We start from the raw sequence: 20,833 nt of genomic DNA on the forward strand, positions 1-20,833 counted from the left end.
ATGGCAAACCGCTTACGGAGCAATATGGATGCCAGCGAATATCGAAATTATATTTTAGGTTTTATGTTTTATCGGTATCTTTCAGAACATCAAGAAAAAAGTATGGTTGAAAACAAATTGATCGATATTGCAGAGGGTCAGAGTGTAAATGACGCATATAAAGAACAAGCAAGCGGTGAAGACCTAAATGATTATTTAGAAGAAATCGCTTCTTCGCTTGGTTATGCGATTGCCCCTGAATATACATGGGCAACAATTGTCGATAAAGTCAATAATAATACAATTGCTCCCTCAGACTATCAGGATATGTTAGATAGTTTTAACCATAATCTAAGCCTTAATCGGAATGCTAAAGTAGATTTTCATGGGATATTTGATGATATGAACCTAGGTAATTCTCGTCTAGGTAATTCAACATCAGCGCGGGCAAAGGCATTGACTGATATTGTTAATTTAGTAGACCAAGTTGAATATAGAGATGAAAATGGTAAAGATATTTTAGGAGATATTTATACATATCTAATTAAAGAATTTGCCGGAAATTCAGGAAAAAAAGCTGGAGAATTCTATACCCCACACCAGGTTTCTGAAGTATTAGCTAAATTAGCTACATCAGGTTTAGATCCTGAATTGGAATCCCCAGAAGTGTATGACTTTACTTGTGGAAGTGGATCACTACTATTAACAGTAAAAGATCAGCTCAAGAATAAAGTTGCACAGAAGAAGTTAAAGTATGCCGGACAAGAATTAAACACGACAACTTATAATTTGGCGCGGATGAATTTAATGATGCATGATGTTCGTTATCAAAACATGACGCTAAAAAATGCAGACACGCTTGAAATGGATTGGCCTGATGGTGTAGACGAACATGGGATAGATCATCCGCATAGTTTTGACATGGTTGTGGCTAATCCACCTTATTCTGCACGGTGGGATAACAATGATAGTAAGTTAAAAGATCCTCGTTTTAAAGGGTATGGAGCATTGGCACCGAAGACAAAAGCCGACTATGCCTTTCTTTTGCATGGCCTATATCACTTAAAACAAGATGGAACGATGGCAATTGTTTTGCCACACGGGGTTCTATTCCGTGGTGCTAAGGAAGCTCAGATTCGTAAAGCTTTATTAGAGAAAAATCAGATTGATGCAATTATTGGGTTGCCAGCAAATTTATTCTATTCAACTGGAATTCCGACAGTTGTACTTGTCTTAAAGAAGAATAAAGAAAATAAAGATGTATTGTTTATTGACGCAAGCAAAAACTTTGAAAAGGGTAAGAACCAAAACGTCTTACGAAAAGAAGATATTGATAAGATAATTGATACATATAAGGAAAGAAAAGACGTTGACAAGTATGCTCATGTGGCAACAATCGATGAAATTAAAGAAAACGACTATAACCTTAATATTCCGCGATATGTTGATACATTTGAACCTGAACCACCAGTTGATCTTGGGAAGTTAACAAAAGAAATGGAAGAGACTCAAAAAGAGATCGAACAGACCCAAAGTGAGCTTTTGGGGATGATGAAAGAGCTAACTTCGAAAGACGAGAAGACCCAAAACGACTTAAACGAATTTATCAAAATGTTAGAAAACGAGGTAAGGCGTAATGGATAAATGACTATTTGGAAGAGCGAACTAGCATTTGAAAATGAATTAATTAACCATCTTAGTAATTTAGGTGGAACTAAGCAATGGGAATACTTACCACAGATTAAAACAACAGATCAATTGTGGGACAATTTTAAGCGTATTCTTGAGCAACATAATCAAGACCGCCTAGAGAAACCGTTATCGCCAACTGAATTTAATCAAGTGAAGGCGATAGTCAATAAATTAAATACTCCCTATGAAGCCGGGCAGTTTCTATACGGGACTAATGGAATATCGCAAATTGAAATTGATCGTGATGATGGTAAACATGTATATTTAACAGTTTTTGACCAGGATCAAATAGGCGCTGGGAATACTGTTTATCAAATTGTTAATCAGATTGAGCGTCCAGCAGTAATTCCAGGACGGAAGAATCGTTGTTTTGATGTAACAATGTTAATAAATGGGTTGCCGATTATCCAAATTGAGGAAAAAGCTGATGGTCGGGATGCTAAAGAAGCGTTAAACCAAATGCATCAATATATCGAAGAAGACCAATATTCTGATATTTTTGGCACTCTTCAAATTTTAGTTGCCTTAACACCACATGATGCACGTTACATGGCTAATACGACAGCTGACAAGTTTAATACAGATTTTGCTTTTCAATGGCAACGAGCAAAGGATAATAAACCAGTGCTAGATGCAATGCAATTTGCGGATCTAATGTTATCGATTCCGATGGCCCATCAAATGGCAACAAATTATATGATTTTGGATGGAACACCCCGTCATCAAATGATAAAGATTATGCGTCCATATCAAGTTTATGCAACAAAACGGGTCATTAACAAAATTCGTGAGCATACGTTTGGGATTGATGATCAACGAATCGGATATGTTTGGCATACAACTGGATCTGGTAAAACCATCAGTTCATTTAAGGCTGCCTGGCTTGCATCACGATTACCTAATGTTGATAAAGTTGTATTTATGGTTGATCGAGTGGCCTTAACTAACCAAACAGTTGATGAATATATGGCGTACGATCCTGAAAATACTGAAGGAAGTAATGGGGGAGTAGTTACTGATACTGCTAATCGATGGGCATTAGCTAATAAATTGAAGCGTAAAGGAAACGGAATTATTGTAACTTCTACTCAAAAGATGGATGCAATGGTTCGAAGCAAAGACTTCAAGCCTGTGGATAAGAATCTTGTCTTTATTGTTGATGAGGCTCACCGATCAACTTCTGGAGAAATGCTGCAAAGAATTCGGAAAGCTTTTCCTAAATCGGCCTGGGTTGGTTATACTGGGACTCCTGTATTTCCAGAAGAAAATGGTAAATCTAAAGCCCCGACAACTCGTGATATCTTTGGAGATGTTATTCATACTTATACAATTCAAGATGCCATTAAAGATGGTAATGTTCTCGGATTCAAGGTTGATTTTGAGACAACATTAACTGAAAAAGTACTGCGAGAACAGTATCTGCCAGAGTATTTTAAGGCTCGCTATCCTAAGATGACAGATGAGGAGATTCAAGAACGAATCGTCAACATGAATGAAAACGACATGGACGATAAGGTTGAGCCAAGTGTCTATGATGAAAATCATAAACATGTTGAGTTGGTCGTTGAGGATATCTTGAAAAATTGGAGTAAACGCTCTGTTAATGGTAAGTACAATGCAATTCTTACTACTCATGTTGGTGGCGGGAAAGCATCAACTCCAATGGCGATGGAGTATTATAACGAATTTAAGAAGCAAAATGCTAAAAGGGAACATCCATTACGAATTGGAATTACCTTTAGTCAAGATACGTCCAATGGTGATAATCAGCTAGAGACGAATGATTCTTTGCGTAACGCAATGCAAGACTACAATGAAATGTTTGGTACTAGCTTTAATGATAAGCAGGTTAAAGAATATACAGAACAAGTAGTTTCGCGATTGAATCGGACAATTGATGATGGCAAATACTTTGATCTTGTTATCGTTGTTGACCAATTATTAACGGGCTTTAATGCACCACAATTAAATACTCTTTATGTAGATCGGACATTAAAGGGTGCAGCTTTAATTCAGGCATATTCGCGAACAAACCGGGTTCAGGATATGCAAACTAAGCCATTCGGCCGAATTGTAAATTACCGGTGGCCTAAACACACGGAAAAATTAATGAAAAGTGCATTGGCAAAATATGCAAACCGCAACTCCGTTAACATTCAAGAAGAACTTTTTAACGATGAAGGTAAAAACGATGGTGTTATTGCCCCTTCTTATGGTGAAGTTAAGAAAGAGTTGCATAAGGTAGTAAACAGGTTAGCTGGTTTTTCAGAAGATTTTACTGATATTCCAGCAAGCGAAAATGCACAAGAACAAATGTACAAAGACTTACGGCAATACAACCATTTGATGGCAATTGCCAAACAAGATGATGAATATGACGATACACGCCCTGAAGAATTATTAACTTCATTGGGGATGAGCTTGGATGATGAAGAAATCTTAACAACCACTTTAGCAAATCGGCTAAAAACAAAAATTGCTAAAAGACATCATATTGATTTCTCGCAAGTTGACCTCCAAATGGAACACGTTAAAGAAGTGAAGGTTAATTGGGATTATCTTGAAGGTTTAATTGTCGAGGTAATGAATAAGTATCATGATAACGACATTGAGGGCGCTAAAAAATCCGCTGAAGAAGTAAAGATTATTTCCGATAAATTAGAAGATCGGGGATATGCGGCCAAGATTCTAAGATTTATTAAGGAGCTCTTCAAAGGAAAGGTTAAATTTGAATATCCTGTGCAACAAAAGCACGTTAAAAAGTTAATTGCCCAAAATAATGAAGGTCAACAACGTTCTGCCATTTTTGAGTATAAGAAAAAGTGGGGACTATCTGATATTGAAGATTCACATTTAGTAAATGAAATCTTAGATAAGCATGTCATTGGTGCCGATGACCTAAACGGAAATGGAGAGCTCGACAACATCGTCATGGAAGGTCAAGCGGTATACAAGACAGATGCTGAAACTGAAGAGGTTAAGGGACTTTCAAGGATAAAATATCGAACGAAATTACGTCATTCTATCAATGAGTTTGCAGATGAATTAAAGAAAAAGTTTTAGATGGTCATTAATGGTTATCATAAAGAAGAAATAGACAAGACAACCAAAGAATTAGCTGACAAAGGATATAAGGTTGTGGCAGCTCCTGGTGACGTTTCAAAAAAGGAAACTCATGAAATGCTTGTAAAAGCTGCTGTGGATAATTTTGGACGCCTTGACACTTACATTAACAATGCCGGAATTGCACAAATCGGTAATCTCCTAGACGAATCAGCCGAAGAATTTCATAAAATTTACGCTACTAATGTTGATAGTGTTCTGTTTGGGATTCAAGCTGCTGCTGAACAATTTAGGAAGCAAGATGATGGAGATAAAATCCGTAAAATCATCAATGCTTCAAGTATCGCTGGACACATTGGTTATGAACAATTAGGAGCATACTCTTCAACTAAATTTGCTATTCGTGGATTAACACAAGTAGCTGCTAAGGAATTAGCTAAATTTAATATTACGGTTAATGCCTATTGCCCAGGTATTGTGGGTACCGATATGTGGGACTTTATCGACGAAAAGATGGTTGAAGAAAATAGTGGTGAAAAAGGTCAATACTTAAAGGCCGCTATTGACGGAATTGCTCTTGGTCGTGTTGAACATCCGTCAGACGTCGCTAACTTTGTCTCCTACCTCGCTTCAGACAAATCTGACTACATGACTGGACAAGCTGTCCAAATTGACGGTGGAGTTCAATTTATCTAAATGTTTGAAGCTTACAAATACTACTGGGAAAACGCCTTTAAGTACCGGGCTACTTCAACGCGGGCGGATTTTTGGTGGCCAGTATTAGTTAATTTCATCATTTTTGTTATTTTATATTTCTTACTAGCAATCGCTGATTTTGCTTCTGTCACTTCGATTATGAATGGCTATAATCGTGGCGTTGGATTCTTAATTTTCTTACTCTTCATTATTGCAGTATTCGCTATTGCTATTATTATTCCCGGAATTGCTATCTGTGTCCGGCGGGTTCGTGATACCGGTTTGACTGGCTGGACTGTACTGGTTTTCTGAATGGAAACTATTTCCTCAGTCATTGATATAATCTTCTTAGTGATTCTCTGCTTGCCAACAGGCTATGTCAGCAAGCATGGGTGGTGGAGTGCCAATTACGGTAATGATATTACTGTTCCATCATTACGAAACAATGATTAAATGTCATTGATGCAAAATACCTCAGAAATTAACAAGACTGATAAGCAGGTGTACTTAATCACTTTATTGCGGAAGAGTACAAATATGCCACAATACATTGACCACATGATTTATGAAACTGCAGAAGGCGGTCAAAAATTTATGGCACGCTTAGTCGAAGCTTTTTCACGGGCAGGTTACCGGGAAAAGAAGCTTAGCGACGATAAGTACAACCTCGATAACGGACTTGATAAGATCACTTTACGGGGATCATACCAACCTATTTACAAGGGATAAATGGAAATTAATGCAGATGCTCTTAAGAACTTCCAAGATTCGAAGTTCAATTTTGTAGATGCAGATGGTAATGATGTAGACTTTGATAACTTGGACGAAAGTGTAAAGTACACTCTTCGTGACGGTGAAACAGTTGTTGAAGATGATATGCATGCCAAGGACGTTGTTGATACCATTAATAATGAATATGGTAAGACAATGAACGTTTAAATGAAAATCCGGAAAGCAACAATGGCAGATTTAGATGTAGTAGTAGATATTTTACGTGATGGACGTAACCAGTTAGCTGAGCGGGGCGTTGACCAATGGCAGGGGGATTATCCGAACGTTACCCATGTAAAAGAAGATATTGAGAATGGTTATGCTTATCTCGTTAAGGCAGATGATGGACAAACAGTTGGCACGTTAGCAATTGTTGAAGCACCGGATCATTTTTATGACAAACTCAACGGGGAATGGCTAATTAATACTGAAAATTATGTTGTAATCCACCGCGTAGCTATTCATTCACGGCACGCAGGAAAAGGATATGCATCCAAATTATTTTTGAGTTTGATTGAGTATTTGGAGACCGAGCGTCCAGAAATCAAATCAATTCGTTTAAGCACAAATGAAAATAATATGGCAATGCAACGGATCGCAACTAAGAGCGGCTTTAAAAAAGTGGGGACCCTCCATGGCGCCTTTCGTCCAAGTGAGTTGTCTTATGTTTATGAACTGTTAACAAAAGTGCGTGTAGCATAAATGAATTATTTTATCGGTGTTGATGTTGGAACTACTTCTACAAAGGCAGTTCTATATGACCAAAATGCAACTGTGTTAGATCAATTTAGCCAAGGTTATTCCCTTTACCGCGATGCTAGTGGAATGGCTGAACAAAACCCAACTGCAATTGTCGAAGCAGTCGAAAAAGTTATTCATGATGCAGCACAAAAAGCAGATTTAACAAACGGAAAATTGTTAGCGGTATCATTTTCTAGTGCTAACCAAAGTGTGATTATGCTCGACAAGAATTTCAATCCCCTTTCACGGGTCATCACTTGGGCTGATACCCGTGCACGTGATGTCGCCAACGAATTAAAGAATAGTCCTGCTGGTCAGCAAATCTATGCTAAAACAGGTACACCTATTCATCCAATGTCCCCATTGACCAAGATTATGTGGCTCAATAAGACACAAGCAGATAAGGTTGCTCAAACTGCATATTTTGGCGATATCAAATCCTACCTCTTCCACCAGTTTTTCAATACATTTAAGGTTGATGTTTCCATCGCTTCATGTACCGGAATGATGAATGTCAATACGTGTGACTGGGACGATCAAGCATTGGAACTCGCTAACGTCGACTGTTCCCAATTACCAGAAATCGTGAACGGAACAACCCAAGCGATTGGCCTAACAGCAGCGGCGCAAGCAAAAATGGGTATCCCCGCTGACACGCCATTTGTCTATGGTGCCTTTGACGGTGCTTTATCTAATTTAGGTGTGGGTGCAATTAAGCAAAATACTGTTGCCATTACGATTGGAACTTCGGCTGGTGTTCGGGTAGTAACTGACCATCCAGTGATCGATCCTCAGCAACGACTCTTCTGTTACGCCGTGGATAAAGGTTTATGGGTCATCGGCGGTCCGCTTAATAATGGTGGCGATGTCTATCAGTGGGCCGTTGAACACTTAGTTGACGCTAGTGCAGTTAAAAATGAAAATATTGATCCCTACACTCTTGCTAACCGAGTTATTGAAGGTGTTCCCGCCGGAGCTCACGGTTTGCTCTTCCACCCATTCCTTGGCGGTGAACGGGCACCATTATGGGACGCTAATGCGCGCGGTAGTTTCTTTGGACTTTCCCACATTCATACTCGTGCCGATATGCTGCGCTCAGTAATGGAAGGAATTTGTATGAATATTGCAACTGTTTTCCAAGCGGTTCGTGATCTTGTTGGTAATCCTGCAAGCGTAACTGCAACTGGCGGTTTTGCGCGAGCTGAAGTTTGGCGGCAAATGTTAGCAGACGTCTTGAACTGTCCGGTCAATATCCCGAACTCATTTGAATCTGGTTGTCTCGGTGCAATCACCATGGCAATGAAGAGTTTAGGAATGATTGAAAACTATGAAATCATTAAAACATTAGTTGGTGATATCAGTTCTTATCAACCAAATCAAGATGCGGTTAATGTTTATCAAAATTACTTACCACTTTTTAAGCAGGTCGAAGGATTATTAACACCAGCCTATTCGACCATCGCTAAATTACAACAACAATCTACTACTCATTAGATGCCTTTACTTATTGTTTTAATCGGGGTTATTATCTTAATTTTCATGATTGTTAAACTAAAGATGAACACTTTCGTTAGTTTAGTAATCACATCATTCATCGTTGGTTTGTTACTCGGCCTTCCACTTACAAAAATTCCGCAGACAATTGAAACCGGGATCGGGGGCCAATTAGGACACTTAGCTATTATCTTTGGTTTCGGGTCAATGCTTGGTAAATTAGTTTCTGATGCCGGTGGTGGATATCGAATTGCAACAACATTGATTAATAAGTTTGGTCGGCGTTGGATCCAAGTTGCTGTTATCCTTGCCTCCTTTATCATTGGGTTAGCATTATTCTTTGAAGTTGGGCTTGTCGTTGTTTTACCAATTATCTTTATTATCGCCCACGAGCTTGATATGCCATTGATGTATCTTGGTATTCCAATGGCAGCAACCTTAAACGTTACCCACGCTTTCTTACCACCACATCCCGCTCCAACTGCTATCACGGACATTCTTGGTGCAAACCTTGGACACGTCTTGCTGCTTGGTATTTTAGCTGCAATCCCAACAATCATTATTGCTGGTCCAGTTTATAACTGGGTATTACAAAAAGTTTATCCGCGTGTTTACCGTAAAAATATTGATATTTCAGTTCTTGGCGAATATAAAGAATTCAAGCTTGAAGAAACGCCTAAGTTCGGTATCTCCGTTCTAACTGCAATGATGCCAGTTATTTTAATTGCCGTTGCTACTATTTGTTCATTTATTTTCCCTAAGAACAATCCAGTTAATGAATTCATTCAATTTATTGGTGCACCTGACCTTGCAATGCTTCTTTCATTAATCTTCGCAATCTTTACAATGGGATTATGGCGAAACAAGAAAATGGAAGAAATTTCAACCGCCCTTGCCGACTCAATCAAGCAAATTTCTGTAATGCTTTTGATCATCGGTGGTGGTGGTGCCTTCAAGCAAGTTCTTGTTGATGGTGGAATTTCAAAATATATTTCTGGTTTATTCGCTCAAACTAACATTTCACCAATTCTAGCTGCTTGGTTAATTACTGCTTTATTACGGATGTCACTTGGATCCTCAACAGTTGCTGCGATGACCGCTGCCGGCCTTGTGGTTCCAATGGCTCACCAATTTGGCGGTAACTCAATTATGGCAACATTGATGGTTCTTTCCATCGGTGCTGGTTCTGTCTTTTGTGGACACGTTAATGATGCCGGTTTCTGGATGATTAAGGAATATTTTGGTCTTTCATTAAAGGAAACTTTACTTTCGTGGACAACTCTTACTTCCGTCTTAGCTCTTGCTGGATTGGGAGCCGTCTATGCCATTTCATTATTTGTCTAAATGACGCAACATACTACTATCGCTGACGTTGCTAAAGCAGCTGGTGTTTCGGTGACTACTGTTTCACGTATTATTAATGGTCGTTATGATAAAATGCGCTCAGCAACGCGGAAACGGGTGGAAAAAGCAATTAAAGACCTTCACTTTGTTCCAACCGCTTCTGCTCGACAGCTTCGCCAAACTCATAGTCACGTTGTTGGAATCCTCGTTGGAGATATTTCTAACCCCTTTTCATCTTTACTTGCCAAAGGGATCGATGATGTTTTGCAACAGGCAGGCTATGATATCCTCCTCATGAATACGAACAACTCTCAGGAAAATGAAAGTCGTGCTCTTCAGCGACTATACCAACAACGAGTTGACGGCATTATTGTCCAACCTAATTCCCGTCACTTTAGTCAATTTGCTCCTGCTATTCATAACGATATTCCACTAGTGATCGTTGACCGTGAAGTTGATGACCAGCCTTCTACAGTTGGTAAAGTCACTTCTGCTAATCGCGATGCTTGTTATAACCTCGGTAAGATTCTGTATCAATATGGTTATCAAAATATTTTAACTGTCAGCGCCCACTTTGCGGAGGCATCGGGTCAAATTCCTCGAATTGCCGGTTTAAAGGTTGCTGCTGCTGATAATGGGCTAAGCTATCACAATATTGAAACCCGTGGACATGATCGCCAATGGCTTGCTAAAACGTTTCTGCAACAGTTAAATAAGCTCAAAGGCAAAACTGCTGTCGTTTCATTAATGGGACCTATTTTATTTGACCTTTTAGCAATTTTTAAAGAACTAAACCTTTCTTTCCCTGATGATCTTGGCTTAGTTAGCTTTGATGATTGGGAATGGTCACAGTATGTCGCTAATGGAATTTTTCTGTTGAAGCAAGATATGGAGTTAATGGGTAGCTTAGCAGCTAATAAGCTTTTAACACAGATTAACCAACAAAGTACAATCAGTTCCACTACCCTTTTACCAGTTGAAATCATTGCACACCAGTCACTTTAGATGAACTACTTAATTGGTGTTGACGTTGGAACCTCTAGCACAAAGGCCGTTTTATATGATCAAGATGCGCAGGTGATCACACAAGCTAATTATGGCTACGAATTGCATCGTAATGCCGCGGGAATGGCAGAGCAAGAGCCAGAAGAAGTAATTAATGCTGCGGAACAAACTATTCATGATGTGGCTACAGCAGCTGACCTCAGTACAGGAAAACTACTGGCAGTCTCAATTTCAAGTGCAAATCAAAGCCTCCTCTTATTAGATAAAAATAAGAAGCCTCTTTCACGGTTAATCACTTGGGCAGATAGTCGAGCTCAGCGCGCAGCAGACAACCTTAAGATGATGACTGAAGGACAACAATTATATATGAAGACGGGGGTTCCTGTTCACCCTATGTCAACCTTGACAAAGCTCCTTTGGTTAAGGGAAGACGAACCTGACTTATTTAACCGCACAGCATATTTTGCTGATATTAAGGCTTACCTTTTCTACCGGTTATTTAATGAATTTAAGGTTGATATGTCAATCGCTTCCTCAACTGGCTTGATGAACCTTAAAACTTGTGATTGGGATGACCAGGCTCTTCGGGTTGCAGGAATAACCAAAGATCAACTGCCTGAAATTGTCGATGGAACAACTCAAGCAACTGGTTTAGTGCCCGAAGCCCAAGAAAAACTAGGAGTACCAGCTGATACGCCATTTGTTTATGGTGCTTACGATGGTGCCCTTTCAAATATTGGTGTTGGTGCAACCAAGCAAAATACAGTAGCAATTACAATCGGTACTTCCGCAGCTGTACGAGTCGTAACTGATCATCCTGTTATTGATCCAGAACGCCGCCTCTTCTGCTATGCTATTAATAAAGGATTGTGGGTCGTTGGTGGTCCGCTTAATAACGGTGGCGATGTCTATGAATGGGCAGTAAAACACCTTGTCGATAGTAGCGCAGTTAAAAACGAACAGGTCGATCCTTATACTTTGGCAAATCACGTTATTGAAGGAGTACCAGCAGGCGCGCATGGGCTTCTCTTTCATCCCTTCCTGGGCGGTGAACGGGCACCATTGTGGAATGCTAAAGCGCGTGGTAGTTTCTTTGGGCTTTCTCATATCCATACACGGGCTGATATGCTACGAGCAGTTATGGAAGGAATTAGCATGAACATTGCAACAGTCTTCCAAGCAGTACGAGCGTTAGTCGGTGAACCAGCGAGCGTTACTGCAACAGGTGGCTTTGCTCGCTCAAAAGTATGGCGCCAAATGCTTGCTGATATCTTAAACTGTCCGGTTAACGTTCCTGACTCATTTGAATCTGGCTGCCTCGGGTCAGTAGTTATGGCTATGCAAGGCCTGGGAATGATCGATAGTCTTGATACACCACAGAAGTTCATTGGCAAGGTTAGTTCTTACCAACCAGATCCAGCCGCAGTAAAAGTATATCAACGCTATACTCCACTCTTCCAACAAATTGAAGATATGCTTGCTCCGGCTTATTCTGAAATCGCTAAACTACAAGAACGCCAAAACAATTAAATGGCCGCATGGAAAAAATGGTGGGTTTCATTTGTAATGATGCTTCAAGTAATCGTTGGAATTGTTGTCGTATCATTATGGTTTTATCGTGACCAAACTTGGACAATTCCAGTTAATGATTGGCTTTATAGCCCCATCGGTCAAAGTTTCTCAGCAGGAGTCGCAGTATTTTTAATCATTGTTGCTTTAACCGTAATAGCGATTGCTGTTTTTCGTCCCACAACAACTAAACAAATGACAATCGCTAGAGATGGTGCTAATAAAGTTCAAATTGATCAGCATGCAGTTGAACACAGCTTAACTACTTCAATTGCCAAATTTGACCTTTATAACCCAGTGATTAACCTCAAAATGCACCGGAATAATCATAATGCAGACGTTACCGTTCATGGAATGCTCTCTAAGAGAACCAATCCAAAACTAATTCATACAGTACTACTCCAGACAATTAAAGAAAACCTAAAACGAGATTTCGACATTGACCTTAATAAATTACACATTAAGCTAAGTCCCTACTCAAACAGAGAATCAGTTAACATTGTCTAAATGAAACTTGCTACAATTGGCGTTATATTAGGATCGCTTATCAGTATTAGTTGGATTATGTGGGGCTTTTTCCCAATGATCGGTATTCTATTAGCTGTCACTATCTTGGGCGGAATTGGCTATATTCTTGATGCAAAGGGCTATTCATTAAATAAACTTGCGATAAAAATGTTAGATAAATTTGCCAACTAAATGACAACCACTACAAATAATAAAACAATTGATGAGCAATTAACATTCGATGATCAAGTAATTGAAAAAATCGCTGGGATCACCGCTAGCAAAGTTCCTGGAATCCTTTCCCTTGATGGAAATATGTTTAGTGAATTAGCAGATAAAGTAACTTCCGGAAGCAATCCAACCAAGGGTATTAATGCCGATGTTGGTGAAAAGCAAGTCGCATTAAAAATGGAAGCTACCATCGAATATGGCAAAAGCGCTCCAGAAATTTTTAAGGCTGTTTGTTCTGAGGTACAACACGCAATTAATAAAATGACTGGCTTGAATTTAGTTAAGTTTGAGCTACATATCAATGATGTTAAAACAAGAGAAGAAGTAGAAAAAGATACAAAATAAGTGGAGTTACAATACCGCAAAGCGACACTTGAAGATTTACCCAAAATTGTTGAAATTTATAATCAAATTATTCCATCACGGTTAGCAACTGCAGATCTCACCCCGATAACGGTTGACGCACGCAAAGAATGGTTTGAAGCATTTGACGAAAATCATCCAATCTGGGTAATTGAACATCAAAATGAGGTTCTCGGTTGGGTGGCCCTTGAACATTTTTATGGTCGTCCAGCATATAATCATACTAGTGAAATTGCTATTTACCTTGATCAACGGTTGCGGAAACAAGGAGTTGGTACAAAAACCATGGAATTCATTATTGGTCAATTGCCTAATTTAGCAGTTGATACAATCGTGGCTTATATTTTTGGCCATAATATTCCAAGCCTAAAGTTATTTAAATCGTTTGGTTTTACTCAATGGGGCCTTTTACCACAAGTAGCAGAGCTTGATGGGATTAAACGTGATTTAGTTATTTTAGGCCGCCATTTTAAATGAGTGAAGAAAAAAGCTATGCGACGAGAAATAAAACTATTAACTGAAGAAAATCAACAATTACGGCGATATACCTTGCTAGCATCAATCGGAATTTTATTAAGTATGATGATTGGGTTAGTTCGAATGGTTCAGAAAAATTAGATGATTTTTAACGATATTATTAGCATTTTATTATTTTGCGCGTTTGCTTATCTTTTTAATTTTAACTTTCACCGCGATAATTATGCCTATGCTATTGTGATGTTTATCGGCATAATGGTATTTTATGGCGATTTTTACCATCATCTCCCAATCAACTGGAAATTGTATATTTTGCTTATTGCTACTTTTTATGGGCTTTATTCACAATCTTCATGGGGAGACAAGCATTAAATGAATATCACATTTACTGATCAAGCTATCGAACGTTTACAGCGTTATGAACTGTCATCTAAGAAGATGCTCCTAGATTTTGATGATGGGGTTGGTCCATTTTCTGCCGTTGGGGGTTGCAGTTTAGATGGTGATTATCGACTAATCCTTGTTAAAGAGGATTTAGATACCCCCGATTATAATGAAAAGATTGCCTCTAATTTAGGGGATGTTTTTATTAAAGACCATACAGCAGTTCAATTTGATGATGAAATGGAAGTAAGGTTTAACCCGCGTTACTTTACAATGCCACTTGTCAGTCCTAAACGCGTTTTAACAGATAATCTTGAAGTTCTGGATCTTAGTAATACAGGCTTAAATTCTCAAATTGATCGAGCACATGATTGCTAGATGAGCAAAGAATTAGTATTTGGACACCAAAAGCCTGATACAGATGCGATTACTGCTGCAATGGCATTTTCATACTTCCAAAACCAATTGGGATACGAAACTGAAGCAGTTGCTTTAGGTGAACCAAATGATGAGACTAAGTTTGCATTGAAGACTTTCGGTATGGAAGCACCACGCGTAATCGAAACCGCTGCAAACGAAGTAGATAAGGTAATGCTTGTAGACCACAACGAACCACAACAAAGTGTTAGTGATATCGACAAGGTCACTGTAACGCACTTAGTTGACCACCACCGAATTGCCGGCTTTGAAACGGCTCAACCACTCTGGGCAACTGTTCGTCCTTACGGTTGTGTAAGTACAATCATTACAGAATTGTTCCAAGAAAAGCACATTAATATTCCCGCTAACTTGGCTGGGATGATGCTTTCTGCTATCATTTCTGATACCTTGCTTTTGAAGTCACCAACTACAACTGACCACGATCGTGAAGCTGTTAAGTACTTAGCAAAGATCGCTGGTGTTGAAGATTACGAAAAGTACGGCATTGAAATGCTTAAGGCTGGTACTAACCTTGGTGCTAAGTCTGATGCTGATATCGTTGATGGTGATGCTAAGACCTTTGAACTTGGCGGCAAGAAAGTTCGTATTGGTCAAGTTAACACCGTTGATTTAGATGATGTTTTTGCTCGTCAAGCTGATCTTGAAAGTCAAATGCAAAGTATGATGGATGATAACGATTATGATTTATTCTTATTAATCGCTACTAACATCTTAAACAGTGACTCAGAGTTATTAGTTATTGGTGATCCTGCTGAAAAGGTTGAAGCAGCCTTTGGTAAGAAGCTTAACGAAAACAAGCGGATGAATTTACCGGGTGTTGTATCACGGAAGAAGCAAGTTGTTCCTCCTTTGACTGATGCATTCGAAGGTTAATTGGCGTATATTAAAGAAATTCGTGATTTAGTTGGGAATCGTCCCTTAATAATGACCAGTGCTTCTGGGGCACTCTTAAACAAGCAGAAGGCTGTTTTACTTCAAGAACGGGCGGACACTGGTGATTGGGGTTTCCCAGGCGGCTACATGGAATTTGGCGAATCTTTTGAGCAAACTGTAAAGCGGGAATTTAAAGAAGATGCGGGAGTTGAAGTCGTGCCTGTCAAACGACTAGCAATTTTTGATCAGAATTTTTACACTTATCCTAATGGTGACCGCGTTCAACCAGTTAATGCTTTTTACTTAGTTGAAGAAAGTAGCGCTAAGCATTATCAGCCAAAAATTACAGAAACGACAACTACTGAATATTTTTCGTTAGATAAAGAACCACCACGTTTTTTTAACAGTCAGCATGAACAAATGTGGCAGATCTTAAAAGATTTTATTCATAATAGGAAAGATATTTAAGTGAGAAACGGAAAAATTGAACATATGACGCTCGAACAGATCATGGGTGATCGTTTTGGGCGTTATTCAAAATCAATTATTCAAGAACGAGCTTTACCTGACATTCGTGACGGATTAAAACCGGTTCAGCGCCGGATTTTATTTGCCATGAATAAAGATGGAAATACTTATGATAAAGGGTTTCGTAAGTCTGCTAAATCAGTCGGGAACGTAATGGGTAACTTCCACCCCCACGGTGATAGTTCAATTTATGAAGCATTAGTTCGGCTAAGTCAGGATTGGAAATTACGTGAACCCCTAATTGAAATGCATGGTAACAATGGATCAATGGATGGTGATCCACCAGCGGCCATGCGTTATACTGAAGCGCGGCTTAGTAAAATAGCAGGTTTAATGCTTCAAGATATCGACAAAGATACAGTTGAAATGGCCTTAAACTTTGATGATACTGAAAAAGAACCGACAGTTTTACCAGCACGTATTCCTAACTTACTCGTTAATGGAGCAACTGGAATTTCTGCTGGATATGCTACTGAGATTCCAACACATAATTTAAGCGAAGTTCTTGATGCACTGATTTATCTTATCAAGCATCCAACTGCTTCTTTGGATAAGTTAATGGAATTTATTCCTGGCCCTGATTTCCCAACTGGTGGAATCATTCAGGGGATTGATGGCATTCGTAAGGCATACCAGACTGGTCGCGGTCGGGTTGTAGTGCGAGCAAAAACGGAGATTGAAACCTTGCGGGGTGATCGTCAACAAATTAATGTGACGGAGATTCCTTATGAAGTAAATAAGGCGCAACTGGTTAAGCGAATTAACGATCTGCGCCTTGCCAAAAAAGTTGAGGGAATCGCGGAAGCTCGCGATGAAACTGATCGTAGTGGATTACGAATTGCAATCGAACTAAAGCGGGGAGCTAATGCGAACGGTATTCTTAATTACTTATTAAAGAACACTGATTTACAGATTAACTATAACTTCAATATGGTTGCGATTGATGACCAGCGGCCAATGCGTGTTGGATTGAAGCGAATTTTGACTTCCTATCTTGAATTCCAGAAAGAGATTATTCGTCGACGGACACAATATAACCTAACGAAGGCTCAACAACGATTGCATATTGTCGAAGGGTTAATCAAAGCACTCTCAATTTTAGATAAGGTCATTAAAACGATTCGAGCAAGTAAGAATCGTAAGGATGCAAAGGAAAACTTAGTAAAAGAATACAACTTTACACCTGAACAGGCCGAAGCAATTGTTACCTTGCAACTTTATCGCTTAACAAATACGGATGTAACTGAGCTGAAAAAAGAACAAGAACAATTAAATTCACGGATTAATGAATATCAGTTAATCTTGACTAACGAAAATGAGCTAGCAAAAGTTCTTACTAAGGAAATTAGGGCCATTAAGAAGGAATTTGGCAATCCACGACGGACCAAGATTGAAAATCTTGTTGAAAAACTTGAGATTGATACTAAAGTTACGGTTGCCAACGAAGATGTTGTGGTCTTAGTTTCGCATGCGGGCTATATCAAACGAAGCAGCATTCGTTCCTTCAAGGCATCGGAGGCAGAAGAAAACGGTCTCCGAGAAGACGATTACCCATTATTGATTCAACAAACAAATACATTATCGCATTTATTTATGTTTACCAATCTTGGGCATATTATTTACCGCCCAATTCATGAAATTGCAGATGCGCGGTGGAAAGATACCGGCGAACATATCTCACAAACAATCGGTTTAGCGGATAATGAAGAGATCATTAAAGCAATGATTTTTGATAAACTAGATCAGCCAGGAACAATCATCATGGGAACTAGCGATGGTCAAGTAAAACAAACGGCCTTTAATGACTATAAGCCTGGTTCACGTTACAAGAGCCATGCAAGTGTCGCAATTAAGCTTAGGGATAATGCGCAAGTTGTAAATGTTGATTACTATGAACCAACAAATGAGAACCGTTCACTATTGACGATTAGTCGCCAAGGATATGCAGTGCGGTATGATGTTGCAGATGTTCCTGTAACAGGAATCCGGACAGCTGGTGTACGGGCCATTAATTTGAAAGATGATGACCAAGTAGCAGATCAAATCTTGGTTAAGGATGGTCAAGATATTGCTGTAATTACTCAACGAGGTGCATTTAAGGAAATGCCAATTGATGAGATTGAAGTTGGGGCACGAGCACGGCGGGGCGAACTTGTCCTTCGGCGGTTGAAATCACATCCTCATGAAATTGCAGACTTCCTTGCTTACGACCATGATTATCAAGGTGCTTTTGAGACTATTACTAACCGGCCAGCATTCCAAGATATAATGGCTACTGACCATCATCTAAGTTCGATTAAGTCAAATGGAACTTTTGTAATTGATACCGATACGCAAGGGGAACCAGTAAAACTTCGAATGAAACAAACGAATGTTTTATCCGAAGAACCTGTTAGCCAAAATTAAGTGGCCAAAGAAGAAGTAAAATATGATGCCTCATCCATACAAGTATTAAAAGGGCTTGAGGCAGTACGAAAAAGACCAGGGATGTATATTGGGTCTACTGACTCACGTGGATTGCACCACCTGGTATATGAAATAGTAGATAATGCCGTTGATGAAGCATTATCCGGTTATGGTGATGAGATTAACGTCACCATTGAAGCAGACAATGCGATTACAGTTCAAGATCATGGTCGGGGGATGCCGGTTGGGATGCATGCTTCCGGTAAGCCGACACCTGAAGTTATTATGACGGTTCTCCATGCTGGAGGAAAATTTGGTCAGTCAGATGGTTATAAAACTTCAGGAGGGCTTCATGGTGTTGGAGCTTCCGTAGTAAATGCCTTATCATCACATTTGACGCTGACAATTGTCCGTGATCACGTCCGTTACCAAGAAATTTTTAAGGATGGCGGTCAACCAGTTGGAACGTTGAAAAAATTAGGAAAAACTAAAGCTGAGAACGGAACGACCGTCTCATTCAAGCCGGACCCGAAGATTTTTTCAACTACTGTTTATGACTACAATACCTTAGCTAATCGGCTCCGTGAGTCGGCCTTTTTATTGAAAGGGATTAAGATTACCCTTACCGATAAGCGAGCTGGTCAAGAAAAACAAGATGTATTCCAATTTGACAATGGAATTCAAGAATTCGTTTCTTATCTTAACGAGGGTAAGGACGTTTTAGGAAAGACGCTCTACTTTGACGGAAAGCAAGATGGGGTCGAAGTTGAAGTAGCGGCTCAATATAATGATGGTTACTCTGAGAGCTTGTTATCATTTGTCAATAATGTCCGAACTCCAGATGGTGGTACTCATGAAGCCGGATTCCGGAGTGCCTGGACGAAAACTTTCAATGAATACGCAAAAAAGGTTGGGCTGTTAAAGGCTAATGATAAAAATCTAGAAGGTAGTGATGTTCGGGAAGGGTTAACAGCCGTTATTTCTGTCCGGATTCCTGAACGTCTACTTCAATTTGAGGGTCAGACAAAGGATAAACTGGGAACTCCTGAAGCACGGAAGATTGTTGATGCGATTGTCAGTGAGCAGCTTAACTATGCCCTAATGGAAAATGGCGACTTTGCTCAGATGTTAATTCGTAAGGCATTAAAGGCGCGTGAAGCTCGAGAAGCTGCCCGTAAAGCCCGTAATCAAGCTCGTGGTGGTAAACGAAAGGGCAAAAAAGAACGCAATCTTTCTGGAAAATTGACTCCGGCCCAATCAAAAAATGCTAAGAAAAATGAATTATTCCTAGTCGAAGGGGATTCGGCCGGTGGTTCAGCCAAGCAGGGGCGTGACCGTAAATTCCAAGCAATTTTACCATTACGAGGGAAAGTGCTAAATACAGAAAAGGCGAAGTTAGATGATGTATTAAAAAACGAAGAATTGAACACAATTATCTATACTGTTGGTGCTGGTGCTGGTTCTGAATTTAACGTTGAAGATTCAAACTACGATAAGATTATTATTATGACTGATGCCGATGATGATGGTGCTCATATTCAGATTCTTCTTCTTACCTTTTTCTACAAGTATATGCGGCCAATGATCGAAGCTGGAAAGATCTATATTGCTCTTCCACCACTTTATCGCTTGCAACGCGGACGTGGAGCTAAGACTAATATCACGTATGCGTGGACTAATGAAGAATTAACAAAATTGACTAAAAAGATGGGCAAGGGAGCACAATTACAACGGTTCAAAGGGCTTGGTGAAATGAATGCTGATCAGTTGTGGGAAACGACGATGAATCCAGAAACTCGGACACTAATCCAAGTTCGGATCGAGGATGCTGAATTAGCTGAGCGTCGTGTAACTACCTTAATGGGTAATAAGGTGGAACCACGGCGAGAATGGATTGAAGAAAATGTCCAATTCACGTTAGCCGATGATCAAGAATCTGATAAATTAGTTGAGAATAAAGGACAATTACCTCAAACTAAAGAGCCTACAATTAATACATGGAATAAATAGATGATTTTTGAAATTATTGGGATGATTATTATTGCTTACCTCTTAGGTTCAATCCCAACTGGCCTCTGGATCGGTAAGTATATTTATCATAAAGATATTCGCAAGTTAGGTAGCGGTAATATCGGAACAACAAATACCTTTCGAACATTGGGATTTAAGGCGGGCGTCGTTGTTTTGGTTATCGATATTCTAAAGGGAACACTCGCTGCCAGTCAGCCATACTTTTTAGGGATATCTGGAACCGTTAACCCCCTATTGA

21 protein-coding genes and 2 pseudogenes (1 of these 23 cut by a window edge) are annotated in these 20,833 nt (G+C 39.5%); all 23 read left to right on the forward strand.

The features are described 5' to 3' along the window. Positions 1-1,623: a type I restriction-modification system subunit M gene (locus HHK02_RS00595; RefSeq protein WP_414601694.1), complete on the forward strand. Its 1,623-nt coding sequence runs from the start codon at positions 1-3 to the stop codon at positions 1,621-1,623. Next, a complete protein-coding gene (locus tag HHK02_RS00600) occupies positions 1,624-4,734 on the forward strand; it encodes a type I restriction endonuclease subunit R (RefSeq protein ID WP_181462568.1) in 3,111 nt (1,036 codons plus the stop codon). It abuts the gene before it with no gap. Beyond that, positions 4,735-5,430, forward strand: a pseudogene (locus HHK02_RS00605) (SDR family oxidoreductase); the annotation flags it as partial. After that, positions 5,431-5,883, forward strand: a pseudogene (locus tag HHK02_RS00610) (DUF805 domain-containing protein). Then, a complete protein-coding gene (locus HHK02_RS00615; protein ID WP_181462569.1) occupies positions 5,884-6,159 on the forward strand; it encodes a hypothetical protein in 276 nt (91 codons plus the stop codon). Further along, the gene (locus HHK02_RS00620) at positions 6,160-6,369 is read left to right on the forward strand and encodes a hypothetical protein (protein ID WP_003666103.1); all 210 of its coding nucleotides are present in this window, start codon (positions 6,160-6,162) and stop codon (positions 6,367-6,369) included. It abuts the gene before it with no gap. Continuing rightward, a complete protein-coding gene (locus HHK02_RS00625) occupies positions 6,370-6,903 on the forward strand; it encodes a GNAT family N-acetyltransferase (protein ID WP_003671015.1) in 534 nt (177 codons plus the stop codon). Then, entirely contained in the window at positions 6,904-8,436 is a 1,533-nt protein-coding gene (locus tag HHK02_RS00630) for a gluconokinase (protein ID WP_099979761.1), read from the forward strand. After that, on the forward strand, positions 8,437-9,780 hold the full coding sequence (locus HHK02_RS00635; RefSeq protein WP_181462570.1) for a gluconate:H+ symporter: 1,344 nt from the start codon (positions 8,437-8,439) through the stop codon (positions 9,778-9,780). Next, positions 9,781-10,785 (forward strand): LacI family DNA-binding transcriptional regulator, encoded by a 1,005-nt coding sequence (locus HHK02_RS00640; protein ID WP_181462571.1) that lies wholly within the window; start codon positions 9,781-9,783, stop codon positions 10,783-10,785. Then, positions 10,786-12,315 carry a gluconokinase gene (locus HHK02_RS00645; protein ID WP_098035083.1) on the forward strand — a complete coding sequence of 510 codons (1,530 nt, stop codon included), beginning with the start codon at positions 10,786-10,788 and terminating at the stop codon, positions 12,313-12,315. After that, positions 12,316-12,861: an alkaline shock response membrane anchor protein AmaP gene (gene amaP / locus HHK02_RS00650; protein WP_152702984.1), complete on the forward strand. Its 546-nt coding sequence runs from the start codon at positions 12,316-12,318 to the stop codon at positions 12,859-12,861. After that, positions 12,862-13,053: a hypothetical protein gene (locus HHK02_RS00655; RefSeq protein WP_003670923.1), complete on the forward strand. Its 192-nt coding sequence runs from the start codon at positions 12,862-12,864 to the stop codon at positions 13,051-13,053. Next, a complete protein-coding gene (locus HHK02_RS00660) occupies positions 13,054-13,437 on the forward strand; it encodes an Asp23/Gls24 family envelope stress response protein (RefSeq protein WP_078009054.1) in 384 nt (127 codons plus the stop codon). Next, on the forward strand, positions 13,438-13,932 hold the full coding sequence (locus tag HHK02_RS00665) for a GNAT family N-acetyltransferase (protein WP_003670921.1): 495 nt from the start codon (positions 13,438-13,440) through the stop codon (positions 13,930-13,932). It begins immediately after the preceding gene. Beyond that, positions 13,933-14,073: a hypothetical protein gene (locus tag HHK02_RS00670; protein ID WP_003666088.1), complete on the forward strand. Its 141-nt coding sequence runs from the start codon at positions 13,933-13,935 to the stop codon at positions 14,071-14,073. Beyond that, positions 14,074-14,304 (forward strand): hypothetical protein, encoded by a 231-nt coding sequence (locus tag HHK02_RS00675; protein ID WP_229048380.1) that lies wholly within the window; start codon positions 14,074-14,076, stop codon positions 14,302-14,304. It begins immediately after the preceding gene. Continuing rightward, positions 14,305-14,694, forward strand: coding sequence for an iron-sulfur cluster biosynthesis family protein (locus HHK02_RS00680; protein ID WP_181462572.1), 390 nt, complete (start codon positions 14,305-14,307; stop codon positions 14,692-14,694). Next, entirely contained in the window at positions 14,695-15,630 is a 936-nt protein-coding gene (locus tag HHK02_RS00685) for a manganese-dependent inorganic pyrophosphatase (RefSeq protein ID WP_003668076.1), read from the forward strand. Then, the gene (locus HHK02_RS00690; protein WP_085679620.1) at positions 15,631-16,098 is read left to right on the forward strand and encodes an NUDIX hydrolase; all 468 of its coding nucleotides are present in this window, start codon (positions 15,631-15,633) and stop codon (positions 16,096-16,098) included. Continuing rightward, a complete protein-coding gene (parC, locus tag HHK02_RS00695) occupies positions 16,099-18,564 on the forward strand; it encodes a DNA topoisomerase IV subunit A (protein WP_085679617.1) in 2,466 nt (821 codons plus the stop codon). Further along, positions 18,565-20,574, forward strand: coding sequence for a DNA topoisomerase IV subunit B (parE, locus tag HHK02_RS00700; RefSeq protein WP_089413505.1), 2,010 nt, complete (start codon positions 18,565-18,567; stop codon positions 20,572-20,574). It abuts the gene before it with no gap. Then, a protein-coding gene (gene plsY, locus HHK02_RS00705) for a glycerol-3-phosphate 1-O-acyltransferase PlsY (protein ID WP_003670914.1) crosses the window boundary here: on the forward strand, positions 20,575-20,833 show its start. It continues 371 nt past the right edge of the window; only the first 259 of its 630 coding nucleotides appear in the window; the start codon lies at positions 20,575-20,577; its stop codon lies off the right edge, out of view.

Origin of the sequence: Limosilactobacillus reuteri, from assembly GCF_013694365.1 — a bacterium.
GTDB classification, from domain to species: Bacteria; Bacillota; Bacilli; order Lactobacillales; family Lactobacillaceae; genus Limosilactobacillus; species Limosilactobacillus reuteri_E.